The 25,151-nt window shown below is 30.2% G+C and carries 23 protein-coding genes and 1 pseudogene; 1 reads left to right on the top strand and 23 read right to left on the bottom strand.

Features of this window, described 5'->3' with window-relative positions; all coding sequences use genetic code 11:
* Positions 1 to 21: 21 nt before the first annotated feature.
* The 20 genes and pseudogenes from CLPUN_RS07870 to CLPUN_RS07775 all read right to left on the bottom strand — a co-directional run bounded on the left by CLPUN_RS07870 (position 22) and on the right by CLPUN_RS07775 (position 19,074).
* Positions 22 to 1,554, bottom strand: a complete 1,533-nt coding sequence (locus CLPUN_RS07870) for a nitrogenase component 1 (RefSeq protein WP_077846756.1) — start codon at positions 1,552 to 1,554, stop codon at positions 22 to 24.
* A gap of 199 nt (positions 1,555 to 1,753) precedes the next feature.
* Positions 1,754 to 2,668 carry a cysteine synthase A gene (gene cysK, locus CLPUN_RS07865; protein ID WP_077846755.1) on the bottom strand — a complete coding sequence of 305 codons (915 nt, stop codon included), beginning with the start codon at positions 2,666 to 2,668 and terminating at the stop codon, positions 1,754 to 1,756.
* Positions 2,665 to 3,825 (bottom strand): trans-sulfuration enzyme family protein, encoded by a 1,161-nt coding sequence (locus CLPUN_RS07860; protein ID WP_077846754.1) that lies wholly within the window; start codon positions 3,823 to 3,825, stop codon positions 2,665 to 2,667. The genes cysK and CLPUN_RS07860 overlap by 4 nt, the downstream gene beginning before the upstream one ends.
* Positions 3,826 to 4,040: 215 nt before the next feature.
* Positions 4,041 to 4,913 carry a radical SAM protein gene (locus tag CLPUN_RS07855; protein ID WP_077846753.1) on the bottom strand — a complete coding sequence of 291 codons (873 nt, stop codon included), beginning with the start codon at positions 4,911 to 4,913 and terminating at the stop codon, positions 4,041 to 4,043.
* 81 nt (positions 4,914 to 4,994) lie between these two features.
* Entirely contained in the window at positions 4,995 to 5,342 is a 348-nt protein-coding gene (locus CLPUN_RS07850; protein WP_077846752.1) for a NifB/NifX family molybdenum-iron cluster-binding protein, read from the bottom strand.
* Between the two features lie 107 nt (positions 5,343 to 5,449).
* On the bottom strand, positions 5,450 to 6,301 hold the full coding sequence (nifH, locus tag CLPUN_RS07845) for a nitrogenase iron protein (RefSeq protein ID WP_077846751.1): 852 nt from the start codon (positions 6,299 to 6,301) through the stop codon (positions 5,450 to 5,452).
* Positions 6,302 to 6,695: 394 nt separating this feature from the next.
* Positions 6,696 to 7,526, bottom strand: a pseudogene (gene larE, locus CLPUN_RS07840) (ATP-dependent sacrificial sulfur transferase LarE).
* Positions 7,527 to 7,563: 37 nt separating this feature from the next.
* Complete coding sequence (locus tag CLPUN_RS07835) at positions 7,564 to 7,713, bottom strand: YezD family protein (RefSeq protein ID WP_077846750.1); 150 nt, start codon at positions 7,711 to 7,713, stop codon at positions 7,564 to 7,566.
* Between the two features lie 661 nt (positions 7,714 to 8,374).
* Entirely contained in the window at positions 8,375 to 9,553 is a 1,179-nt protein-coding gene (locus CLPUN_RS07830) for a M20 metallopeptidase family protein (protein ID WP_077846749.1), read from the bottom strand.
* A 47-nt stretch (positions 9,554 to 9,600) separates the two neighbouring features.
* Complete coding sequence (locus CLPUN_RS07825; protein WP_077846748.1) at positions 9,601 to 9,969, bottom strand: peptidase dimerization domain-containing protein; 369 nt, start codon at positions 9,967 to 9,969, stop codon at positions 9,601 to 9,603.
* A gap of 57 nt (positions 9,970 to 10,026) precedes the next feature.
* Positions 10,027 to 10,911 (bottom strand): transporter substrate-binding domain-containing protein, encoded by an 885-nt coding sequence (locus tag CLPUN_RS07820; RefSeq protein WP_242954077.1) that lies wholly within the window; start codon positions 10,909 to 10,911, stop codon positions 10,027 to 10,029.
* A gap of 118 nt (positions 10,912 to 11,029) precedes the next feature.
* Complete coding sequence (locus CLPUN_RS07815) at positions 11,030 to 11,455, bottom strand: GNAT family N-acetyltransferase (RefSeq protein WP_077846747.1); 426 nt, start codon at positions 11,453 to 11,455, stop codon at positions 11,030 to 11,032.
* Positions 11,456 to 11,485: 30 nt separating this feature from the next.
* A complete protein-coding gene (locus tag CLPUN_RS07810; RefSeq protein ID WP_077846746.1) occupies positions 11,486 to 12,448 on the bottom strand; it encodes a glutathione S-transferase C-terminal domain-containing protein in 963 nt (320 codons plus the stop codon).
* A gap of 72 nt (positions 12,449 to 12,520) precedes the next feature.
* On the bottom strand, positions 12,521 to 13,279 hold the full coding sequence (locus CLPUN_RS07805) for an amino acid ABC transporter ATP-binding protein (protein WP_077846745.1): 759 nt from the start codon (positions 13,277 to 13,279) through the stop codon (positions 12,521 to 12,523).
* Complete coding sequence (locus CLPUN_RS07800; RefSeq protein ID WP_077846744.1) at positions 13,276 to 14,016, bottom strand: amino acid ABC transporter permease; 741 nt, start codon at positions 14,014 to 14,016, stop codon at positions 13,276 to 13,278. The genes CLPUN_RS07805 and CLPUN_RS07800 overlap by 4 nt, the downstream gene beginning before the upstream one ends.
* A 15-nt stretch (positions 14,017 to 14,031) precedes the next feature.
* On the bottom strand, positions 14,032 to 14,892 hold the full coding sequence (locus CLPUN_RS07795) for a transporter substrate-binding domain-containing protein (protein ID WP_077846743.1): 861 nt from the start codon (positions 14,890 to 14,892) through the stop codon (positions 14,032 to 14,034).
* A 28-nt stretch (positions 14,893 to 14,920) separates the two neighbouring features.
* Positions 14,921 to 15,931: a glutathione S-transferase C-terminal domain-containing protein gene (locus tag CLPUN_RS07790; RefSeq protein ID WP_077846742.1), complete on the bottom strand. Its 1,011-nt coding sequence runs from the start codon at positions 15,929 to 15,931 to the stop codon at positions 14,921 to 14,923.
* Between the two features lie 46 nt (positions 15,932 to 15,977).
* The gene (locus CLPUN_RS07785) at positions 15,978 to 16,982 is read right to left on the bottom strand and encodes a glutathione S-transferase family protein (RefSeq protein WP_077846741.1); all 1,005 of its coding nucleotides are present in this window, start codon (positions 16,980 to 16,982) and stop codon (positions 15,978 to 15,980) included.
* A 232-nt stretch (positions 16,983 to 17,214) separates the two neighbouring features.
* Positions 17,215 to 17,646, bottom strand: a complete 432-nt coding sequence (locus CLPUN_RS07780; protein ID WP_077846740.1) for a GNAT family N-acetyltransferase — start codon at positions 17,644 to 17,646, stop codon at positions 17,215 to 17,217.
* Positions 17,647 to 17,955: 309 nt separating this feature from the next.
* Positions 17,956 to 19,074: a M20/M25/M40 family metallo-hydrolase gene (locus CLPUN_RS07775; RefSeq protein WP_077846739.1), complete on the bottom strand. Its 1,119-nt coding sequence runs from the start codon at positions 19,072 to 19,074 to the stop codon at positions 17,956 to 17,958.
* 481 nt (positions 19,075 to 19,555) lie between these two features.
* Between CLPUN_RS07775 and CLPUN_RS07770 the strand changes: the two genes are divergently transcribed.
* The gene (locus tag CLPUN_RS07770; RefSeq protein WP_077846738.1) at positions 19,556 to 20,530 is read left to right on the top strand and encodes a glutathione S-transferase family protein; all 975 of its coding nucleotides are present in this window, start codon (positions 19,556 to 19,558) and stop codon (positions 20,528 to 20,530) included.
* A gap of 399 nt (positions 20,531 to 20,929) precedes the next feature.
* Here CLPUN_RS07770 and CLPUN_RS07765 read toward each other — a convergent pair whose 3' ends face one another.
* From CLPUN_RS07765 to CLPUN_RS07755, 3 genes are all read right to left on the bottom strand, one after another.
* Complete coding sequence (locus tag CLPUN_RS07765) at positions 20,930 to 22,228, bottom strand: nitrogenase component 1 (protein ID WP_077846737.1); 1,299 nt, start codon at positions 22,226 to 22,228, stop codon at positions 20,930 to 20,932.
* A gap of 1 nt (position 22,229) precedes the next feature.
* Positions 22,230 to 23,699, bottom strand: coding sequence for a nitrogenase component 1 (locus CLPUN_RS07760; protein WP_077846736.1), 1,470 nt, complete (start codon positions 23,697 to 23,699; stop codon positions 22,230 to 22,232).
* 180 nt (positions 23,700 to 23,879) lie between these two features.
* Positions 23,880 to 25,148 carry a nitrogenase component 1 gene (locus tag CLPUN_RS07755; protein ID WP_077846735.1) on the bottom strand — a complete coding sequence of 423 codons (1,269 nt, stop codon included), beginning with the start codon at positions 25,146 to 25,148 and terminating at the stop codon, positions 23,880 to 23,882.
* Positions 25,149 to 25,151: the final 3 nt, after the last annotated feature.

The raw sequence follows: 25,151 nt of genomic DNA, 5'->3' as shown, positions 1-25,151 counted from the left end.
AAATTCTCCTTTGAAAATTTATCATAATATTTTTTCATTCAACATTTCTGGTTTTTTTGCAAGTATATAAGGATCTTCTTGATCAAGCCACCACTTTGTATAGGGCAATTTAACATGCTCTTTAAGATCTTGATGGAATTTTTTATGTGCAAGAACATCTAAAACAGCTTCTCCCAAATTAATCATTCCCTCATATCCAATAGCAAGGTGTTCATCTCCAAGTGGAGCTGCTGGTATTCCTAACCTAGAAGCTAAAGGTGCAAGTCCATTGTGTCTAATCAATATAAAATCCGGAGTCGTTTTTTTTAGGAGTCCATAAAATTGATATTGTTGCCTATTACTTACACTAAATGACGGTACATCATCATAATTATCTATTAAAAATTTAAGAGAATCCTGTTTTGGATCTCCACTATCATAAACTGGATCATGATGGAAAACTAAAGATCCATTTACTTCAACACCAAGTTCCCTTAAAACAGTAATTAATCCATGTGCATAAGCTGATCCTGTTGCAACATAACCTTTCACCCCTTTAAGCTTTTCTCTAAGCCCTTCTAATTTAGGTTTTATTCTTTCATGTTCTTTTTGAATATAAACTTCTGCGAGTTTTTCTCTATGTGTAACCCTTGCTATTTCACGTAACCAAGCATCTGTCCCTGCAAATCCATAAGGTTGAGGTGCTTTAATTTCTGGAACATTAAATTCTTGTTCAAGTGCTGCTGCCATATATGATGATAAAGTATAACAAAAACCTACTGTTGCAGTTGCTTCTGAAAGCTGTGCGAGATCCTCTACTGTTGCTAAATCTACAACATAATTTACTCTTAATCCTAATTCAGCAAGCATTGGAGTAAATACGTCAGACCCCCAAAGATTTATAACATTAATTAAATCCTCTTGTTTTTTAGGATTTCTACGCACAATTTTTCTAAGTATTCCATGTTGAGTCGCATCGAAGCCTGTACTCCAATGTTTTGATCTAAAACCTTCACAAGTAAGTGGAATTATAGGTATACCAAGTTCCTCTTCTGCCTGATTAGCTACACTTTCCATATCTTCTCCGATAATTCCAGTTGCACAAGATGTTCCTAAAAAAATAGCCTTAGGATTATATCTTTCGTAAGCGTCTTTAATTGATTGCTTTAATTTTTTTACGCCTCCAAATACCATATCGCTCTCATCTAAATTGGTACAAATTATTCTTATATTTTCCACTGGCAAGTTTCTAAGTGAAAGCCCATTACGGTAAATTGAATTGTATGGTATTTGACCTACACCACAACCTATTGGTGAATGTTGAATAAGTACTGCATCTCTAATATTACCAGCTTGACACTCAACCATTTGTTCACTACATACTGATCCTTGCGTAAAAGGTCCTTTTACTTCACAAAGTCTACATTGTTTACCTTTTCCCTCACATCCTCTGCGTTCATAAGCAGATTGTTTAGATAATTCTGATGCTTTTCCATCCCATGCAATAATTGTTCCAAGCCTTTGTTCTCGGCTTTGAACTTCTGGAATATTCAAATTGATCTTTTTATTTGCCATATTTGATACCTCCTAAAATTAACTTCTAAATAGTAACGTTAACTCAATTTCTTTATTTTCTTAGATTAATTACAAACTTAACTGTAAATAATAAAACTGAATTTCTTATACATACATCTTGTGTAATTCAAGAAACTCAGTCTCAAGTTTTCTAGTCAACTTCTTTAAATATATTTTCTAACTTTATCTTGATACTTTTTTATTCATCAAATAAAGTAGTACTTAAATACCTATCTCCTCTATCTGGAAATACAACAACTATATTTCCACTTTCTATTTCCTTGGAAAGCTTTAGCGCTGCTGCAAGTATTGCTCCAGATGATGATCCAACTATTAAACCTTCCTTTTTAGCTAATAACCTTACGGTTTTAAAAGCTTCGTCATCATTAACCTTTATAACCTTATCTACTAAATATATGTCCATTGTTTTAGGTACAAAATCATTCCCAATACCCTCTATTTTGTAGTTTTTATGCTCTCCACCAAACATAGTTGAACCTTCTGGATCCACTAATATACCTTGAATGTTTTTATTCTTTTCCTTTAAATATTTAACAATTCCAGTAAATGTACCTCCACTTCCTGCACCTGCTACAAAGTATCTTATCTGACCTTCTAATGCTTCATATATCTCTGGTGCAGTTGTTTCATAATGAGCTAAAGGATTATCAGCATTTTGAAATTGTTCTAAGCTAATGCTGCGTGGAATTTCTTTTAGTAATTGTTCTGCTTTCTTTATTGCTCCAAGCATTCCTTCTTCATCAGGGGTATTTACTATTTTAGCACCTAAAGCTTTAATCAATTTTTGCTTTTCTATAGAAAACTTTGTTGGTACTACAAAAATTATATTATATCCTCTATTTATTGCAGCCAATGCTATTCCGAGGCCAGTATTTCCTGCTGTTGCATCAATTATTGTATATCCCTTTTTTAAAATTCCTTTTCTTTCAGCACCTTCAATCATGGTGACACCAATTCTATCCTTTATACTCCCACCAGGATTGAAGCATTCTAGTTTAGCAAATATATTAACATTTTCTTTCACATCAATATGATTAAGCTTTATTAAAGGCGTATTTCCTATAAGTTCCTTTACATCACTTACGTAATTCATACTATGCTCTCCTTAAATCCATTGTTTAAGTCTTCTAATAAATCTTCAATATTTTCAATTCCAACTGATAATCTTACTAAATTATCAACTATACCAACTTCTTGCCTTATTTTATAAGGGATTGCAGCATGAGTCATAGTTGCTGGATGACATATTAAAGATTCTACTCCACCTAAACTTTCTCCTAACGTTATAAGCTTTAATGAACTTAAGAATTTTTTATAATCAATTTTTTCATTAATAACAAAAGATAATACTCCGCCAAATCCTGAAGCTTGTTTTTTATGAATTTCATATCCTTTAGAATCCTTTAAACCTGGATAATAAATTTTTGAAACATATTCACTTTGTGCTAAAAATTCTGCTATTTTCTCTGCATTTTGATTATGTCTATCTAATCTAATCCCTAAGGTTTTTATACCTTGAAGCAATATAAAAGAGTCAAATGGTCCAAGTACTCCACCAGTAGAATTTTGTATGAAATGTAATTTATCCCAAAGTTCATTATCATTTACAGCTATCAAGCCAGCCACTACATTACTATGTCCACCCAAATATTTAGTTGCACTATGAACTACTATATCAGCCCCAAGCTCTAATGGTCGTTGCAAGTATGGGGACATAAATGTATTGTCTACAACAGTTAATGCTCCATATTTTTTTGCAAGTTTACTAACCTCTTCAATATCGGTAATATCCATAAGCGGATTCGTAGGTGTTTCTATTAGCACAGCCTTTATCTTAGAAAATTTTTTATTGCTCTCTAAAATTCTTTTAACATCACTTAATCTTGAAAAATCAACTATTTCATATTGAATATTGAAATTTTTAAATATCTTATCAATTACTCTAAAAGTTCCTCCGTAAAGATTGCTTGGTATTATTATTTTGTCCCCACTTTTAAATAAAGATAAAATAGCTGTAATTGCAGCCATTCCACTGCTAAATGCAAGGCCTCCTGTTCCGCTTTCCAATAAGGCAATAGTTTTTTCTAATGCTTCCCTTGTTGGGTTTCCTGTTCTTGAATATTCATATCCTTTATTTTTACCTAATTCTTCTTGCTTATATGTGGAGGTTTGATATATAGGAACATTTACTGCTCCTGTTGTCTCGTCTCCATCAATTGCACCATGAATTAATAATGATTCTATTCTCATTTTTCTCCCCCTCATCTAAAGACATTTCATAATTTAATACACTTTCTATTTCATTAATGTCTGAAATTTACTAATTATAGAATTACAAACTTCTTCAATCATTCCTATTTGTTTACTCTGTTTTAACTTAGCAAAATTTCTATTCCATCTATTATAAAATAAAGCATATAAATTTTTCTTTTATAATAAATGATTATTCTTCTATGACCATATTTCTAACCATGAGAAAAAGTTTCTACTACTTCTTTATCATATAATTGACCATGTATATCTTGATTTTTACCTGGCACTCCGCAGGCATCTGCTCTACAATGCTTACAATGCCTAAATACATCAAGATATTCTCCTGCCTCACCTCTACACTTTTCTAAAAGCACACATGTTGGTGCTTTTAGATGAGATAACTCATTTTGTGGAATTAATGGAATAATATTTAATATTGAAGCACCTAATTCTCTAGTTACTCTAGCTATTTCCTTAATATGCTCATCATTTATCCCTGGAATTAAAACACTATTTATTTTAACTATAACTCCTAATTCACTAATTTTCTTAATTCCTCTAAGTTGTGCATCTATTAATTTTCGTGCGCCTTCTTCTCCTTCTAATTTTTTTCCATTGCCATCAATTACAAAGGAACATATATCTTTTTGTATTCTCGCATCTATGGCATTAACAGTTACTGTTATAGTTTGTACACCTGCTTCCACAATTTTTTCAGCTTTTTCTTCTAATCTTAATCCATTAGTACTTAAACAATTAATAAGGTGTGGAAATTCCTTTTTTACTAAACTAAAAGTTTCAAGAGCATGATCAGTTGCAAGTGTATCTCCTGGCCCTGCGATTCCGACAACGCTAATTTCTGGACATAACGTTAATGCTTTTCTTATTGTATTAACTGCCTCTTCTGGAGTAAGCAGCAGTGAACTTACTCCTGGACGTACCTCTGATTTATTAAATCCTCTTTTGCAAAACTTACATTGTATATTACAAGAAGGACTTACTGGTAAGTGTATTCTTCCATATTTAAAATGTGCTTCTCCTCCTAAGCATGGATGAGTTTTTGCAAGATGATCAAAATTACCCAATTTAATTCACTTCCTTTTGTTGACTTTAACTAAACTTTATTTTATAAGTTTAATTCTATAATTTAATTTTAAATTTTCTCATTAATATATATTTAGAATATTCACCTTTGAATTTAATATTTTATCTATTATATCTTCAATAAAATATGGCGCTTCAATTCCTTTTATTCCCTTAGCTTCAACTTGAGCTAAAGCACCTTGTCCTATTCTAGCAACAAAAACTGCTTTGCAATCTAATATTAATTCAATAGATCTATTCATTGATTCTTCAGTATGTTGAAAATCTTGACAAGATGGTTCATTAACTCTGGCTTCAACATATTTATAATCTTTATTTTCTATTTCAACTATTAAAAATTTCTTCGTTCTTCCAAAATGTTGATTAACAACTTTTCCATCACTGCTTGCAAATGCTATTTTATACGACATATCTTTTCTCCCCTTTTAGAATGCTGGAACTACTGTCACACTAATTTCTAAGTCCTTTTCTATTTAACTTAGTTATCTCATTTTCTCCAATAATTATGTTTCCAAAATTAAATTATATATTCAGAATCGTCCATTAAACCATATTCTATTAAAATTTCTTCAAGTCTCTCTTGAGTCATTGGCTTTGGTATTACAAATAATTTGTTTTCTTCTATCTTTTTTGCCAAATCTCTATATTCATCAGCTTGTTTATCTTCTGAACTAAATTCTATTACAGTTTTCTTTCTTATTTCTGCTCTTTGTACTACATTATTTCTTGGTACAAAATGAATTAATTGAGTTCCAAGTTCATTTGCAAAAGCCCTTAAAAGATCAAGCTCTCTATCAACATTTCTGCTATTACATATTATTCCACCAAGTCTAACTCCGCCTTTTAGTGCGTATTTTTGAATTCCTTTTGATATATTATTTGCAGCATATAATGCCATCATTTCACCACTTGCAACTATATAAATTTCCTTTGCCTTACCTTCTCTTATAGGCATTGCAAATCCTCCACATACAACATCACCAAGAACATCATAAAATACATAGTCTAAATCCTCTGTATAAGCCCCTAGCCTTTCAAGCATTCCAATAGAAGTAATTATTCCTCTTCCAGCACACCCAACTCCTGGTTCTGGTCCTCCAGATTCAACACATTTTATTCCTTTAAAACCTGTTTTCATTATAGAATCTAATTCTATATCTTCTCCTTCTTCTCTTAAGGTATCTAAAACAGTTCTTTGAGCAAGTCCTCCCAATAATAATCTTGTTGAATCTGCCTTAGGATCACAGCCAACCACCAATACATTTTTCCCAAGCTCTGCAAGCCCCGCTGTTAGGTTTTGTGTTGTAGTTGATTTTCCTATTCCTCCTTTTCCATAAATCGCTACTTGTCTTAATGTTTTTTCTGCCATTTTTAAATTCTCCTTTTTTAATTATTTATTAAAAACTTTATGTATGGTATATTTCAAAATATAAATCGTGTCTTCCACTTCTTATTTTTCATATGCCTAAAGTATTTCTCATTCTTAATCTGTGAATTTAATTAATTCCTATTTTAAGTTTTCTTGCAAATTAGATATGAGAATAAGACTTTTCTTCCTCCTCGTTTATTTTTAGTTATTAATCAAAAAGAAAAGAGGATATACTTCTATTACTTAGAAGTATATCCTCTGGTTTTCCAGTCAGATTTACTTAAAATATCTGGTTTATATTTCCGCTTATTCTTATTAGTTTACTGTGTTTTTTTATAATATATGCTTTTTAATTATATTTGTCAATAACTTTTTAAAATTTATTAATTATTTTTCAAGCATTCTTATGCATTTTTTCTTCTTGGGATAAATTCTCATTCATACTTCCTGTTCTATAACCAATCAGGTCTAAAGTAACATAAGTAAATCCAATTTTTTTAATTCGTTACCTATACGATTCATTATTTCTATATCAAAAAAAATTTCTCTTTCAGATGACTCTATTTCTATCCTTGCAATCTCTCCATGGTGTCTCACTCTTACTTGAGTTATACCCATATCTAAAAGAAATTGTTCAGCTTTGTCTACCATATTTAACTTAGACAAAGTTATCTTATTTCCATAAGGAAATCTAGAAGACAAACAAGCAAAAGAAGGTTTATTCCAAGTTGGAAGTCCAAGCTCCTTCGATAATTCCCTTATATCCTTTTTAGTCAGTCCTGCTTCTTTTAATGGGCTTACTACATCAAGTTCTTTGGCTGCCTGCATTCCTGGTCTGTAGTCTCCTATATCATCAAGATTTGACCCATCAAATACGTAATCTACTCCATTTTCTGAAGCAATATTTTTAATTTTTGTATAAAGCTCTTTCTTACAATAATAGCATCTATTTTCAGGATTATTGGCAAAACCTTCAATTTCTAATTCCTCTGAAGAAATTATTATATGCTTAACTCCAATATTTTCAGAATATTTAATTGCCCCCTTAATTCTCTTTCTGGATAGGTAGAAGATGTTGCGGTAACTGCAATTAATTTATCTCCTAAAATTTCCTTAGCTACTTTTAAAAGAAAAGTGCTGTCAACACCTCCTGAGAAAGCTATAGCTGCGCTCTTTTTTTCTCTATTACATCTTTAAGTAATCTATATTTTTCTTCAACTAACATATTTCTTTCTCCTATTTTTGTTAAATTTTAATTTTAATTATTTCATTCTTATTTTTTCATTTTTATCTACTTGTATGATTACACCATCTTGTATAATTAAAGTTATAGATCCATATCTTATTTTATCAATCATCTTCAGTATTTCTTCAAGTTTTTTATTTTCTATTTCTTTACCATTAATTGCCATAAGTTTATCCCCCCAATTTTTTTAATTATAAAAATTTATTATATTAATTTTTATGACAAATTGTAATTATTATACAATTTATGTTTATAAATTTATTTGTATAGCCCATATTTTGTAATTAACTTAAAACTTATTCTGAACATTAATTTAATTATTCAAAGCATAGTTCTTTCCAAAATAAAACTGCCTCTATTATTACACAGAGGCAGAATATATCCGCGGTCCCACTCTGATTATTATGCTAAAATTGTTATGCATAAAATCTCTTTGTGCTATATCAGGCACTCCTGCTAAGCCTACTTTTTAAGCATGATCAAAAAATAACTAGGAGACTGACCTGGCATTTTTTGAATATGCTGTAATTTCAACTTAGTGCTCTGGGATGCATTCTATTAAGTTCCATTTAAAATTCCTTTCAGCTCTTTCAAGAATTCCTCTCTGAAAATTTTCCTTAATATACTTCTTCCTTTCACTGCATTTACATTATAAAAAATATTCCTATTATTCTTATTAATTTACTATGATTTATATATAAATTATAGTATATGTTGGTATAATTAGTCAATAAGGTTTTTATTTTTCTTAAAATTATCTCATTATTTTGTTTTTAATCAAATTCTAAAGAAGCTGAAACATCTGCATAGTTTTAATATCAACATATTCAGCATATTTTATCAGCTTCACTTAAATATTCAAATGCATAATTAATTAAGAATTCAACCCCATACTTTAATACTTCTTCATTCATTAAAGTCTTGTCTGTATGTAAATTCCTATAAATTCCATCAACTGCACTACCTACATGTGCAAATACACCTGGTATTTTTTTTTGATAAATTGAAAAATCTTCACCACCCATAAAAGGTCTATTGCTAAAAATCGAATCTTCTCCAAAACTATCTTTAATTACTTTAATTGCTCTATCTGTACTTTCTATCTCATTATTCACTGCTTCTCCTGGTCCCCATAGTTCTACTATTGCCTCTGCTCCATATGCTTTAGCAACATTTTGAGGAATGTTTTCAAAAATTCTCTTTAGCCCATCAACATTTATTTTGTTTAAAGTTCTAAAATTATATGCTATTTCTGCCTTATCTGGAATTACATTTAATTCCAATCCAGATCTTATAACAGTAGGTACCAATACAACCTGTTGCTCACTAGCAAATTCATACACGACAGCTGCATTAATTGCTGTCACAATTTGACCAATTACTATTAAAGCATTTACTGCTTTGTATGGGCATTCAATATTTCCCCTATTTCCCAAAACCGTTATTCTTGCACCAGCTCCATACGAAGTCTGTATCCCATGCCCAAGTACGAATTTACCTAAATCTAATTCCTGACTCACATGTAATCCTACTATATTATCTACATCATTTAGAAGTCCTGATGACATTATTTTTATTGCACCAACACCTATTTCTTCACCTTCTTGAAAAATAACCTTAACAGTTCCATAAATTTCTTCTTTTAATTCATTTAATATTTTTGCAGCACCTAACATGAATGTAGCATGGCAATCATGTCCACAAGCATGCATAACACCTTCATTTCTAGATGCAAAATCACTACCCGTTTTTTCCTGTATTGGTAAAGCATCTATATCTCCCCTAAGCGCTACTGTTTTTCCTTTTCTTTTTCCTGTTATTGTTGCTATAATACTATTTTCTCCTGCTACTTCATACGGTATCTGAAATCTCTCCAATTCCCGTTTTATATACTTAGCCGTTTCATATTCATGACAGCTTAATTCTGGATACATATGAAAATACTTTCTTGCATCAACTAAATATTTATAATTTTCAAGTACTTTCTTCCTAATATTTCTGCTCATATATTTTTCTTCTCCTTATCTCTTCCAAATTCATCATCTAATAAATATCAAGAATTTTTAAATGATATTTCAGTATTAGCACCATATAATACACTAATAGCCTCTGAAGTTTTAGATATTAATTCATACAATATTTTTGAATATGAAAAATCTACAAATACACCCTGATACGTAACTTTAGCCTCTTCTGGAATTATATTTTCCTTTGCTCCTGCTTCAAATGCAGTTGGCACTAATGTAAAATCATCAAAGCTATCAAATTGATAAGCCAATTTTGCGTTAATAGCATTGATAATCTCAAAGCCTATTATAATTGGATTGCGAGTTTTATGAGGAGTTGAACTATGTCCACCTTTTCCTTTAATTATAATTTCCACATGAAATTCTGATTTTTGTTTATTCACTATCTCATTCATTTTTTATTCCTTTCCTAACTCAAATAATAAATTAGCATTTTTACTTTAATACACCTTCTACTGATCCTTCTCTTGTTTTTCCTTTTCTTTTTTAATATCTTCTAATGTTGGTGTATAGTCTTCTCCCTCAAAATATTTTTGACTGATTTTTAATATAGTTCCATCTGTCAAAGCAGCTTCAAATGCCTCATCCATATCCTTTCCTAGCTTTTCCTGTCCCTTTGGAACAATAAAGAAATTTCCAACACCTTCTGAAAAATCTTCTTTTGAAACATCAATAAGTTTTAAATTCTTTAGACCAATATCCTTTATTTGCTGTTGTATTGTAGCTTTTGTAAAAAATTCAAAATCAATTTTTCCATCTGACACATCTTGTACTGAATGATCTTCTTCTACATATTTTAAAATTACTGGATTAGTCGTATGACTTTTATTATATTTTTCAAACCAGTCCGTGTTAAATGATGTAGCTGTAACTTCTGTTGAATGCCCCCCTATGTCATCAATAGATTTAATATCCGTATTATCATTTCTTACTAAAAGAGCTCTTTTTGAAAAACACATCTCGTCTGTAAATATGTATTTTTTTGCTCTTTCTGCATTATATCCTAAATGATTGCATCCAATTTGATATCGCCCTGAATCAAGTCCTGCAAAAATAGAAGCAAATTCTGTTTTTTGAAACTCAAGCTCATATTGAGGAAGTCTCCTAAAAATTTCTTTAAGCACTTCAATATCATATCCAACTATATTGTTATTATCCATATAGACAAATGGTGCTGGTGATCCGCTAGTTGCTGCCACAATCTTTTGTTTCTCTTGTGATGGTTCGGTACTGCTTTTTTGCATTGATTGATTTCCACAAGCTGTGAATGCCCCTACAATAAATACACTTGCTATCATTAATCCAATTAATTTATTTACTCTTTTCATGTACCTCATAATTGTCCCTTCCTTCTTTTATTTTTTTACAAAAACAAAAGGCTTTGAAATATGTGCTTCACAAATTTCAAAACCTCTAGTTATCTAGTCAGTTCCTCTTAAATTTATTATCCTTTTATCAAATAAAGTTCATCTTCTTAAGTTCTTCTATATGCTCTTTTTGATACATTGCCATACCAGTTTTCATCTGTGAAAAACCAAGTTTTTCATAAAAATTAACTGTATTAGGATGTGTATATAAAATAATATTACACTGCTTTACTTGCTCAATAAGCTGATTAATAATTACTCTTCCTAAGCCTTTTCCATGATATTTTTCATCTAATGCAATATTGTAAATTGCCGCTTGACAGATACCATCTGAAATAGCCCGTCCAACTCCAATTAGTTCTCCATTATCGATAATAAACACAACAGCATAACTCTGTTCAAATACTTTTTGTTGAGTTTCAGCGTCAAAATCACTTAATCCAAAATGCGATAATAATTCTGCAACTTTTGACCAATTAATATTTTCTGCGGTTTTCTGTATTTTATAGTTCATTTTTATATTCTCCATAAAATTTACTTCTCACTAAAATCTGTCTCTACCATGAGGTTTAATCCATACCGATAAATCAGGACCTTTTGGCAATAAACTGTGTATATTTCCAAATAAAATTTTTAAATGTGGTGATAAATGATAGCTATCTTTTATGAATTCAAAATCTGTTGTATCACCTATCCCTTTAATTTGATATAAATCTCTTGCGTAATCCCATAAGTTTTTATAGTCAACAAGTCTATTTCGATTAGTTCTAAATATTTGGTAATATACTGAATCAAATCTTGCTAATGTAGTATATAAGCGAATATCAGAATCAGTTATTTTATTTCCAAACAAATATCTCTGATTTTCCAATCTCTTTTCAAATTCATCGAGTCTTAAAAATAGTTTATCGTATGCCTTCTCATATGCTTCTTGAGTATGAGCAAACCCAGCCTTATATACCCCTGTATTAATATCCTCATATATAATTTTATTAAGCTTTTCTATTTCTTCTCTTAATTCTACAGGATACAAATCTGGTGCATTTTCTTTATGGTAATGCTCCCAATCTGTTTCTAAATAAGTTGTCAAATTAAAGTTATCATTATTAACACCTTTTCCTGTAACTGTATCTACTATAATTGGAACTGTTGGACGTCCTGAATAATTTGGATCTTCTGCTTCATAAATATCACTAATATAGTGAATTCCCAGTGCTGGATCTTTCTCATCCTTATCTAAACTAAAAATCCATCCTTTTTCTGTACGATAAGGTCCAGCTGCTCCTATACTAATTACTTTATCTAAACCTAAAAGCTTAAGAACAATCACTACTTTATGAGAGTGAGGACAGGCTGGCATCCAAAGTAATCTATAACGATTTGGTTCTACTGGCCATTCGTCTGCTTTATTTCCAAACTTTTTTATAAAGAGATTATCTTGTTGAATAAAAGCCCCATCTTTTTGTATTTCATTAGAAAAAGTCTTAAATTTTTTTAGTTCACTCATTTTATCACTTCCTACTATCGATTCATAACTTTCTAATCAATGCTTTTGAAGTCTTGATTTTTGTTTTATAGATTAAATCTCATATTCTGGAGCCTTTGAATAATATATTTTTGAAATAAATTCTTTTGCTCTATCACTTTTAGGATTTTGGAATACCTCTTTTGGAGTTCCATCTTCTATTATTTTTCCTTTATCAAAAAATAGAACACGGTTTGCTACGTTTCTAACAAAATTCATTTCATGAGATACAATAATCATTGTATTTCCTTCTAATGCAGTTGCTTTGATTGTTTCTAGAACTTCACCTACAAGTTCTGGATCTAAAGCTGATGTTGGCTCATCAAACAACAATATTTTAGGATTCATTGCTAATGCTCTTGCGATTGCAACACGTTGCTGCTGCCCTCCAGACAACTGTTTTGGATAATAATGAATTCGCTCAAATAACCCTACCTTTTTTAATTGTTCAATAGCAATTTTTTCAGCTTCAGCTTTTGAAATTTTCTTTACTATAACTAAACCTTCCATGACATTTTCTAAAGCGGTCTTTCTTCGAAACAAATTAAATTGTTGAAATACCATTGCAGTATTTTTACGAATATTTATTATATCTGCTTTAGATTTCTTTGTAAGGTCTACCTGTAAATCTTCCATTTTCACAAAACCTTTTTCAGGATTTTCTAACAAGTTAAGACATCTTAAAAAAGTAGATTTCCCTGTTCCAGATGGTCCAATAACAGCTACAACATCACCTTTTTGGATTTTTAAATCAACATTATCTAGAACAATATTATTATTATATTTTTTTGATAATCCTTTAATTTCTATCATGAAAGAACCTCCTCTTTTGCAAATCGAGCCTGAATAACATCAGGGATACTTATTCTTTTCTCAAGAAATTTTATAATTTGCTCAATGATAATTGTTAATATCCAATAAATTATAGCTAGTGAAACATATACTTCAAAATACCTATAATTAGCTCCAGCTAAAATCTTTCCTTGAGCTGTTATTTCTACAACTGAACATACAAAGGCTAATGAAGTTCCTTTAAGCAAACCTATTAATGCATTACCTAAGGTTGGAAGTGCTACAACAAAAGCTTCTGGAATTATTATTCTTCTAAGCACTTGCAAGGAAGTCATTCCAAGCGAATGAGCAGCTTCAATTTGCCCTTTCTCAATGGATTGAATCGCTGCACGAATATTTTCTGAATTATACGCTGCCTCATTTAATGAAAAGGCAACTAATACAAAAAGTAATGAAGGAATGCTATTCAAATTATAATTTGTTCCATTATAATAGTTATAATATTTTAATAGAATTGGTATTCCATAATAAGTTATATATAATTGAACTATAATAGGAGTACCTCTTATAAATGAAACAAATATAGCAGTTATGCGTTTTAATACAGGTATTTGTTTTATCTTAATCATTGCTAAAACAAGACCTATTATCAATCCAAGAATCATTGACAATATTGTAATTTCCAAAGTCATAGGTAGGTACTTCAATAATTCAGGAATTTGAGTGAATACAAGTTTAAAATCAAAGATATTTGGCATTTGCTACACCCTCTCTTAATTTGACTTTGGAGTAAAATCTTCCTTAAAATATTTTTCACTAATTTCTTTAACTTTCCCCTCACTAATTACTTCTGATAAAGCTTTATTAACATCTTTTGAAAGAGTTTCTCCATCTGCACCTTTTCCAATTAGCAAATAGCTATAAGGAGTTCCTATTAAATCTGAATCCTCTTTACTTAATTGTATAGTTTTTAATTTTAAGCCATGTTCCTCAATATACCCTTTAAGCATTGCTGCATCAATTAATTGAAAATCAAATTGTCCACTTTCTACTCGTTGCAAAATAGATATTAAATCCGCATCAGTATAGTTGATCGTTACTGGCTTATCTGAATGATTCTTATTATAATTTTCAAGAGCAGTTGCATAATTTGTACCAGAAGTAACTTCAGTTTTCTTTCCCAAAAGATCGTTAAATGAATTAATATCTTTATTATTACTTGCTAAAGCTATAACATATTGATTTTTAAAAATTGCATCTGAATAAATATACTTTTCTTTACGCTTTTCATTCATGGCAAAATTATTTGCACCTATTTGATATCTCCCTGAATCCAGACCTGCAAATATTGAAGCAAATTCTGTCTTTTCGAAAGAAATTTCATATTGAGGTAGCTTTTCAAAAACTGCTTTTACTACATCAATATCATAACCAGTTACATTATTATTACTATCAACATAAGAAAATGGCTTTGGTGCTCCACCTGTTGCTATTATAATTTTCTTTTTTGAATCTTCAGTACCACTTTTCGAAGCACTTGTATCATTTTTTTGACCACAGCCTACAACTGTAAATGCTAAGGTTAATATAACAGTTATTAATATTCCTATTTTTTTACTTATTTTCTTTTTCATTAAATATTGCCCCTTTTCTTTTACTTTATTATTTTTTATGTATTAAAAATTTATTTTCTTGATCTTTGCTCAATACTTTCCTATTATGTGGTTCTCCCCAAATACCATCAAAATCAATTTGATTCCAAAAGCGTGTATTATAATCAATAAAAATTGTATTTGTATCACCATGTCTTTCTGCTAAATCTCTAAGGTATGTATTATTCTTAAATGCTGGTATATCATATAAATCACGTGCATACCCCCATATATTTTTAAAGTCAACTATACGACCGCGTGTTGGTCCAAGATTTTTATAATAGGATATATCAAATCTTGCTAAGGTTACAAAAAAGCGTACATCACTGTCAGTTACATAATCTCCAAACAAGAATCTATTAGTTTCAAGACGTTTTTCTAATTTATCTAAACCTTTATAAAAATTATCATATGCTTCTGTATAAGCTTCAATTGATTGCGCAAACGCTGCCTTATACACCCCATTATTAATATTATGAAATAACCATTCGTTAAACTCATCTATATCTTTTCTTAAAAGTTTTGGATATAAATCAGGCGCATCTTTCTTGTGAAAAGGCGCAAAATCCACCTCAAAATAGTTAGTTAATCTGTGGTAATCATTATTAACAACTTTTTTTGCATTAACATCTACTAATGCTGGTACTGTTGAACGTCCTTTATACTCTGAATCACCATTTGTATATAATTCACTTAAAAATTGAACTCCTAAAACTGGATCTGTATTATTTTCGTCATATACAAATTCCCAGCCTAAATCTATTTCTCTTTTTTCTCTACCTACCAAATTAACACTTATTGCATCTATACCTAATAATTCCCTTACTATAGAAGCTCGATTTGACCAATTGCATCCTTTTGCCCAAATTAAGCGATATCTATTAGCTTCAACTGGATTTTCATTTTCTCTATCTCCAAAAGGCTTATCAAAATGATTTTTTTGCCTTACAAAAGCTCCTTTTTCATCAATTTCATTTTCTGTTTCCTTTGGACGTGGTCCTACTATATTTTTATCTGACATAATCCATCCCTCCATCATTTATTTCTGATAATTTACTTCACAACTTCTATTTTGTTAATTTTTCTCTTCCATGTGGTGTATTCCATATAGATAAATCAGGCCCCTTTGCTAAAATTTGATAAGGATTTTCTGCATGGCTTCCTAAATGATAACCTCTTTTTATTGCATCAAAATTGGTAGTGTCACCAAACCCAGGTGTTTGGTATAAATCCCTAGCATATGCCCACAAATTAGGAAAATCAATAATTCTATTTCTATTTACACGAAATACTAAATAATATGCGATATCAAATCTAACTAATGTAACATATAAACGAATATCAGAGTCAGTTATTTTATCTCCAAATAAATAGCGTTGTTTTGATAATCTTTCTTCTAAGTCATCTAATCTTGCAAATAAAGTGTCATATGCTTTTTCATAAGATCCTTGTGATTGTGAAAATCCTGCCTTATAAACTCCATTATTTACCTCATGAAAAATAATATCATTAAGTTTATCAATTTCATCTCTCAATTCTATAGGATATAAATCTGGTGCATCATTCTTATAAAATGGCTTCCAAACGGTTTCCCAATAGTTACTTAATTTAAAATAATCATTATTAACAACTTTACCGGTTTTCACATCAACAACTGTTGGTACTGTAGCTCGTCCGTCATAATTAGGATCTGTTTTTTCATAGATTTCTGGCAAATAACGAATTCCGAGTACTGGGTCTACCCCGCCTTTATCTAAAGAAAATTCCCATCCCTTTTCTGTTCTAACTGGACTAGCTTCTCCTATGCTAATTACGTCGGTTAATCCTAATAAATTAAGTGCAATTATTTGACGATGTGCCCATGGACAAATACCTGCACATAATAACCTATATCTATTTGCTTCAACAGGAAGTTCATTCTCTCCACTTCCAAAAGGCGTTGCAAAGTGATTTTTTTGTCTTATAAAAGCTCCATCTTTACTAATTTCATGTGCAGATTCTGAAGTAGCTATTTTTGATTCTTTCTTTTCTTCAATCACATCATTTAAAACTATTTGCTCATCTTTACTCATAATAAAAACCTTCCTTTTTCTATAAATTTAATTTTATCTTTATACCCTACATCAAATTTGAAATTTAATAAAATATCCTATAAAGTTATCCATAACTGATATTTTCCATAGTTGATTAATTATTACCCAATACTTCTTCTGAAATCTCTTTTATAAGTTTAAGTTTTGCTCACTGTTCTTCTTTTTATGCCTTTTCATTCCTCCTACTAATCAATTCATAATTTAATTGTTTTTATAATATTTTTTCTGTATTTACACATTCAAAGACACCATGATCTTCTCTTGTATCCCAGTTTACTTCATATCCTAATTTTTCATAAAAACCTACAGCATCTACTCTACTTGAAATTAATATCTTGCTTATGCCTTTTTCCTGCATCCATTTTTCTGCTTCTAATATAACTTGCTTTCCTATACCTTTTGTTCTATACTCCTTAAGAACGCATACTCGTTCAATTTTCCCAGTCTTTTCATCAAGCCAGTTTAACCTACATGTTCCTACTGGATATTTTCCAGCAATAGCAACAACATAATTTGTATTTTCTCTATCATTATCATCGATTTCTTGATCTAACCTTATGCCAAATCCTTTTACCATAGCTTCTATTCGAACATTATATGCTGCTGCCCTCTGCCAATTTTCAGTAGCCCGAATTAATTCCATTCCTTTATCCTCCCCCAATTTTATCTCTTTTTCATTTTTTTATAATTATATTTAGTACTGCATTTATTTTTCTCACACAATCCCTATAGATTTAGTGTGTTTTTATTTAACTAATTCTAACTAAGTTGATCTGAATTGTCAATACTTTAATTTCACATATTACAAATTTTTATTACCTTGTCTAAAGATTATTTATAACTACGACTTTTTCATAACATAAACACTAATTTTATAAATATAAAAAAACCGTTAAAGAATAATTACTAGTAAATAATTCTTTAACAGCTTTTTCAAAATTACAATTATTATTTAATCTTGTGAAATCATTAACGACTTTGTCAATTCTGCAATATTGCATAATTCATCTATAGTGGTATATTCTTCGCAAGAGTGGCATTGATTCATAGCATTAGCTAAAACAACTCCCTTTATTCCATGTTTTGCTAATATATTATTATCACTTCCACCAAAGGTTTCTACTAAAGTAGTTGGAAGTTTTTGTTCATTAGAAATTCTTTCAAATCTTTTGATAACAGGATGATTAATAGATATTTCGTAAGCTTCACAATGAATTTCACTATGAAAATCTACTATCGCCTTAATTTTTGCAGCTGAATCAATAAAATTTTGCTTTATATTTTCCAGTAATTCAAGTGCTTTTTTATGTGAATAACTTCGTATTTCACCCTTAACTATGCACTGATCAGGTACTATGTTAGTTGCTATACCACCTTCTATATTTCCAATATTAAGAGTTGTGTCTTTATCTATACGTCCAATTTCTAGGCTACTAATAGAATTTGCAGCAGCTAAAATAGAATGAATGCCCTTTTCTGGTGCAAAGCCAGCATGTGATGATTTTCCGTTTATAATAATATTAAATGACAAAATTGTTGGTGCCTTGAAGGCCGCAAATCCAACAGGACCTGTTAAATCGAGAATATATGCTTCCTTTGATTTTATTTTAGAAAAATCAAACTGCTGAACCCCTTTACAATATACTTCTTCTGCAATTGTAAACAAAACTTCAATTGGACGATGTGAAATATTTTTATCTTCTATAGTCTGTAAAGCCTCTAATATTGCGGCTATTCCAGAAAAATCATCAGCTCCTAGTACAGTCTTTCCATTACTTCTAATTATGCCATCTTCGCCAATTACAGCTTCTTTTCCCTCTGATGGTTCAACTGTGTCCATATGTGCACAAAACAATAATGGATCTAATGAAGTATTCCCTTCTTTAAAACCATATATATTACCGCAGTTTCCATTCAAAATCTTTCCAGCATCATCTTCAAATACTGAGAAGCCAAGTGAAACTAAGCGCTTTTTAATATATATACCCATATCTTTTTCGCAAAAGGATTTGCTGTCTATAGACACTAGTTTGGTAAATTCAGAAATTATCCTCTCTTTATTGATTTGCATTTAAACTCCCCCTTATATTACATACTTTCATAGCATTAGAACTTGAGCTAGACAAGTTTAACGTTTAAATTCTACTACGCGTCAATACACTTTCAAAAATGAACTAAACTTTTAAATTCATATCAATACTATGAATACATAATGAAAGTTATTGTACGTTTTGTCAAGAAGAAATATTTAATTATATATTTTAGTTTAATTATAATTCAAAAGATATTTTGAAGGAAAATATTATTGTAAAATAAATTATTTATATTTTTACCGTAATAAAAAAATAGTTGACAAAAGTGAAGAAGTGGAATATGTTTATTTGTAATACAACTAAACATATTGAATTACTAAGAAATGATTTTTTTAATTTCTATTTTGTAATTAGATATTTTATTATTAAAATATACATTTGATTTGTTTAATTAGTGTAATAAGCATTTTGGATGAACTGATAGTAATGAAATTTTATTAAATTAAAGGGGTAGGTAAAATGGAATTGATAATCAAAAAAGAAGAATTAGATAAAAAGGGCGGATTTAAAAGACAATTTAATAAATTTGATACACCTTTTGGTGATGGTCCTGGGAAATTGCCAATTGAAGCAGGGAGATATCGTATACTATGGTCTCCTGTGTGCCCTTGGGCTCATCGATCTATTATCGTTAGAAAATTACTTGGCCTAGAAGATGTAATTAGTGTTGGTACTGCAGACCCAATTAGACCTAAAGTTCCTCATACTGATTGGGCATTCACTTTAGACAAGGATAATGTAGATCCTGTATTACAAATTAAATACATAAGTGAAGTTTATTTTAATGCAGATCCAAACTATGAAGGCAGACCTACAGTTCCAGCTGTTGTAGATATAACTACAAAAAAAGTAGTAAACAATGATTACTTTAGATTGACCAATTATTTCGAAACAGTTTGGAATAAATTTCACAAGAAAGATGCTCCTGATTTATATCCAGAAGAGCTCAGAAACGATATTGATAAGCTAAATTATGTTATTTTCCACGAAGTAAATAACGGTGTTTATAAGGCCGGATTTGCTCAATCTCAAGAAGCATATGAAAAAGCTTATGATGAAGTCTTTAACCGTCTGGACGAGTTAGAGAAAAGGTTAAAAAATAAAAGATATTTATTTGGAGATTATATAACAGATTCAGATATTAGACTATATGTTACATTAGCTAGGTTTGATGCCGCTTATTACAATGGCTTTAGGGTAAATCGTAATAGAATAATCGAATTTCCCAATTTATGGGGATATGCAAGAGACTTATATCAAACTCCCGGTTTTGGAGATACAACAGATTTTCTTAGCATAAAAAAGCATTATCATTTATCAACCATTAAAGGAAATAAATACAAAATATTGCCAAAAGGTCCAGATCTAAGCATTTGGTACATACCTCATGGCAGAGAAACTCTAAGTAAAGATCCATTAAAAAAATTTATATAAAGACAAAAGGCTTTAAATTTCATGTTTTGCAAATTTTAAAGCCTTTTATTGATCTATTATTTTTTATTGTATTAAATATTATTAATTAGCATATTAATCGAAGTTAATTAATCTTAATAATCTCACTAAATATTGCTTTTAATACTTTTAATGCTTTTACATTCTCTTCATTATTCATCACTCCTCTTGATTTCTATTTCAATAATATTTATTAAAATTAGAGGACTCACTTCTATTTTTTTAGAAGTAAGCCCTCTGGTTTTCCAGTCAGATTCAAGTATTCACTTATTACTATACGTTTACTTGGTTTCATTATATAGATAGTTTTTATAACTTAATCAATTCCTAATTTCCCCATGTTTGAGTTAAATTCTTTGTTAAATCAGTGGTAAATTATTTTTAATTAAATCTAGTAAGAACTACAGAATATATATCTTCTAAAAGCTTAAGCCCTCCTGAATATCCTACATATGAACTATTTATAACTAATCTTTCATTTATTGGCCATGATATAGCTAAGTAATGACCTTCTGTTTCTTTAGCTACTTTCTTTTCCCATGAGCTACCTAAAATTAAAGGATAACCATGATAATCAGTATTCTTTATTTCATCATGAACCTTATATCCATCAACAGAGAATTCAACCTCTGCTTCTATATCGTAATTTAATTCTTTAAAATATTCTGTTATAGATTTTCTATATTTTTCCGGTGCATCATCAATTATAAATTGTTTAGCTGGAAATAAGCCTAGATCATTTACTAAGAATTTTGTTAATGCGAGTGAATATTGTGAATCCGAAACTACAACAAAACGCTTTGACATTACACGTGTTTCAAGGAATACATCTGCAAATCGTTCTATGTAATAATAATATTCTTTTTCTTGCTTTTCTATAATTTTATCTACCTTTTCCTTATTAATTCCAACAAAATCTCCTACTGCTCTTAAAAACTTACTTGTTTCTGTTGCACCTATTGGTAATACAGGATAGTGAAGATATGGGGTTTCAAATTTTCTTTCTAGTTTTTTTACATTATTTAATCCAAGCCATGGTGAAACTAAAAGATTAAATTCAGCTTGTGGAACTTTATTTAAATTTTTAATTCCTCTATCATGTCCAAATATAGTATTTGGTATTAAGCCTAATTGTTCTATAAGTTTTTCGAGTTCTCTTAAATTTCCTAGCCAAAATGGGTCGTGTAGTGGAATTCCTGCCCAAATGTTAATAAGTCCTTTTATTTTTTTATCACTTGGTTCTAAATATTGATCTATAATTGCGTCAACTACCCATTCGTGCCCTAAGTAGTTGTTGCCTTTAAATCCTGGTGTAGATGTAAATATTACTGGCTTTCCTTGTTCCCTAAAAGAACGCGCAATTTCTTCTGCATCATCACCAATAACCTCTGATGTGCAGCTCGTTAATACCACATATAAATCAGCGTCTATAACTTTTAATGAATTTTCAACTATTTCATTTAATTTTTTTTCTCCACCGAAAACTACCTCTTTTTCACTTATATTAGTACATGGAAAAATGTTATGTGAAAAATGTCCTGAATTTCCTGCTCCACCTCCAAGTTTAGCGCCACAGCCTGGTCCTGCATGTAATATAGGTATAGCACCTTCTATTGATTGCACAGTCTGCATAGCTGCCAAAGCACATTTGTATCTTGGTTGATCTAATATTTTAGCCATTTTATTTTGCCTCCTCTAAGAATGTTGAGTTATCTTGTTTATACCACCATTCTGTATAAGGAAGTTTAACTCTAGATGCTAAATTTTTTTCAAAACTTCTATTTTTAATTGTATCTAATACTGTATAAGCAAAATCAAGAGTCCCCTTATATCCAAAGATCATATATTCATCATTTACACATAGTGCCGCTGCACCTTGTTTAATTGCCCAGACAGTTGTACCTGGATGACGTGAAAAATATATATCTGGTTTATGATGATTTATTATATTTAAAATTTCGAAATTTTGCTGATCAGCAACACTTACTTTAAAATTATCTTTAGAATTTTCAGCTAAATATTTAAGAGATGCTGGCATTTTTTCATTATCATGCATCTTATCATGATGCCACGATGCAGCCCAAACTACTTCCATTCCCAATTCTTGAAGAACTCGAGATACTTCATATGTATATCCTGGTCCCATTCCAAGTACAGCTTTAAGTCCCTTAAGTTCTTTTTTAACTTCTTCTATTTTAGGAATGTAAATAGCTCTTTCTCTTTCAATATAAGATTCTACTTCTTTTTCTCTTTGGATTGCAGCACCAATGCCTCTTAGCCAGGTTTCAAAACCTACAACTCCTAATGGATTAATTGTTTTTACAAATGGAACTCCATATTGCTGTTCTAGTCCATTTCCTAAATATGAACCTAAAACTCCACATATACTCACTGTTGCAAGTGCTTCTGAAAGATGCTCTAATTCTTTAACTGTTGAATTTTGATAAAAAAATACTGGTTCAACTCCAAAGTTACTAAATATATCAGTTATTTGTTTTCTTTCACTCTCATAGAAATTTTTAAAATTAATTTTATTAGTTTTCTTTTTTGGTGGTTTTACTATGCTGCTTAGAACAGCATGATCTGACGCATCAAATCCTGTAGCCCATATTCTTGATCTAAAACCTTCACAGTGAACTGCCGCTACCGGAATATCCTCCTGTATTTCTTTTTTAACTTCTTCAACTACACTATCAACATCCTCACCAATAATTCCAGATACACATGATGTACCTATAAATATAGCTTTTGGTTTGTATCTATTGTAAGTTTCTAATATTATTTCTTTAAGATTCCCAGTTGCTCCAAATACAGTATCATTTTCATCCATATCTGTTCCTAAAAACACTGTATTATTTGAAACTCCTCTTTTAGTTGCTAATTGATTGTTATTTACATTAATACCTGATGCAACTGCTGTACACCCTGATGGTGCATGATTTATTATTGCTACATCTCTTATTCCAGATAATTGCCCTAATGCACACATTGCATTACATGAACTTGATTGACTAAAGCATCTCTCCTTATTTTTTAGCGTTCCACATTGAGATTTATTTACGATATCATGTAAATCACCATTGTATCCTGTAATAGAACCTAAACGACTCTCTCTTGTCCCAACTGCAGATATTTTTAAATCTATAGCCATTTCTTTATTTCCCTCCTACCTAATATTTACCTTAACTAAAATTAAAAACAAATCAATTTTTGATTCCTCAACATATTTTATTTATTTTTTAATTGCTTCACTCCTATTTATCCTTCTTTCATATTAAAATTAAATTAATAATTTATGTTTCTAATTTATTTATAACTATTTTTATAAAAATTAATTATTATCATATAAATCTTCTAAGAATGTTAAACATCCCCTATACCCTGCATAGCCTTTATTAAGAATAAGTGCTTCTGTTGATGGATTTGAAACAACAATTGTAACAATATCAAGTTCTATTCCTATTTCCTTTTCAAAGCTACTTCCTAAAATCAAAGTTGCTTCATCTTGTGCTTCTCTTATAATTTCACTTATTTTCCATTTATCATTTTCAAAAATTATTTCAGGTTTTCTTGCATATTCTAAATTATTTAACTGATTTTCTATTTCTTCTCTACCTTCTTTTGGCACATCATCTGTAATTATCGATATTAGAGGAATTTGTCCATAATCATTAACCAAAAATCTATTTAAGCCTAATACTGTATTTGAGTCACCTACAATTATAAAACGATATGTTTTTATCATTGCATTAATATACTCATAATAACTGTACACGTAATCCTCTTCCTCTTTAATTATACTTTCTATAAGTTTTTCATCTATTGAAATATGTTTTGCTAATCTTCTTATAAAATCTGATGTAGCTGTAGGACCAATTGGAAGACCTTCATATCTAAAAGTATTAATATCAAACTCATCTTTATAGATCTCTGATAGTTCTTTCAAAAGCCATGAAGAAAATACTATATTTAACTCCGCTTTTGAAGATGCTTTTATATTTTCTATACCTTGATTTTCAGTAAAAAATGTATTTACCTTTAATCCAAGTTTTTTTAAGATTCTTGTAATTTCTTCAAGATTTCCTTTCCAGGTTATATCCTGTGTTGGTACTATTCCAAAAACATTTACTGTTTTAGCTTCTTTTTCAGAACTCTTTTTCACAAACTGTTTCACAAGTTCGGTTAAAGAAACTTCGTATCCAAAATAAGAATCCCCTTTAAAGCCAGATGTTTCAATATAAGCTATTTGAATATCCTTTTTTTTAAATTCTTCAACTAAATTTTCTACATCATCACCTATAATACCTGAAGTACATCCTGTAAGAACAGCATATAAATCGCCTTCCATTATCTCCAAGGTTCCTTCTATTGTTTCCCTTAATCTATTAATTCCACCAAAAACAACTTCTTTTTCAAACATGTTAGAACTTGGGCATCCAGTTCCTCCACCTATATAACCTGATTTTACACCTATTGAAGCTTGAAGTCCGCACCCAGGTCCTGCATGAAGAATAGGTATAGTTTTACCTAATGCTGAAAAAACACCTATAGCCCCATTAAGAGCACATAAAGATCTAGGATTTTCCACATAATTTTTCATTAA

This window comes from Clostridium puniceum (assembly GCF_002006345.1).
Taxonomy (GTDB): Bacteria; Bacillota; Clostridia; order Clostridiales; family Clostridiaceae; genus Clostridium; species Clostridium puniceum.
The sequence above is the reverse complement of the archived record's forward strand: the minus strand, read 5'-3'. Positions and strand labels throughout refer to the sequence as shown.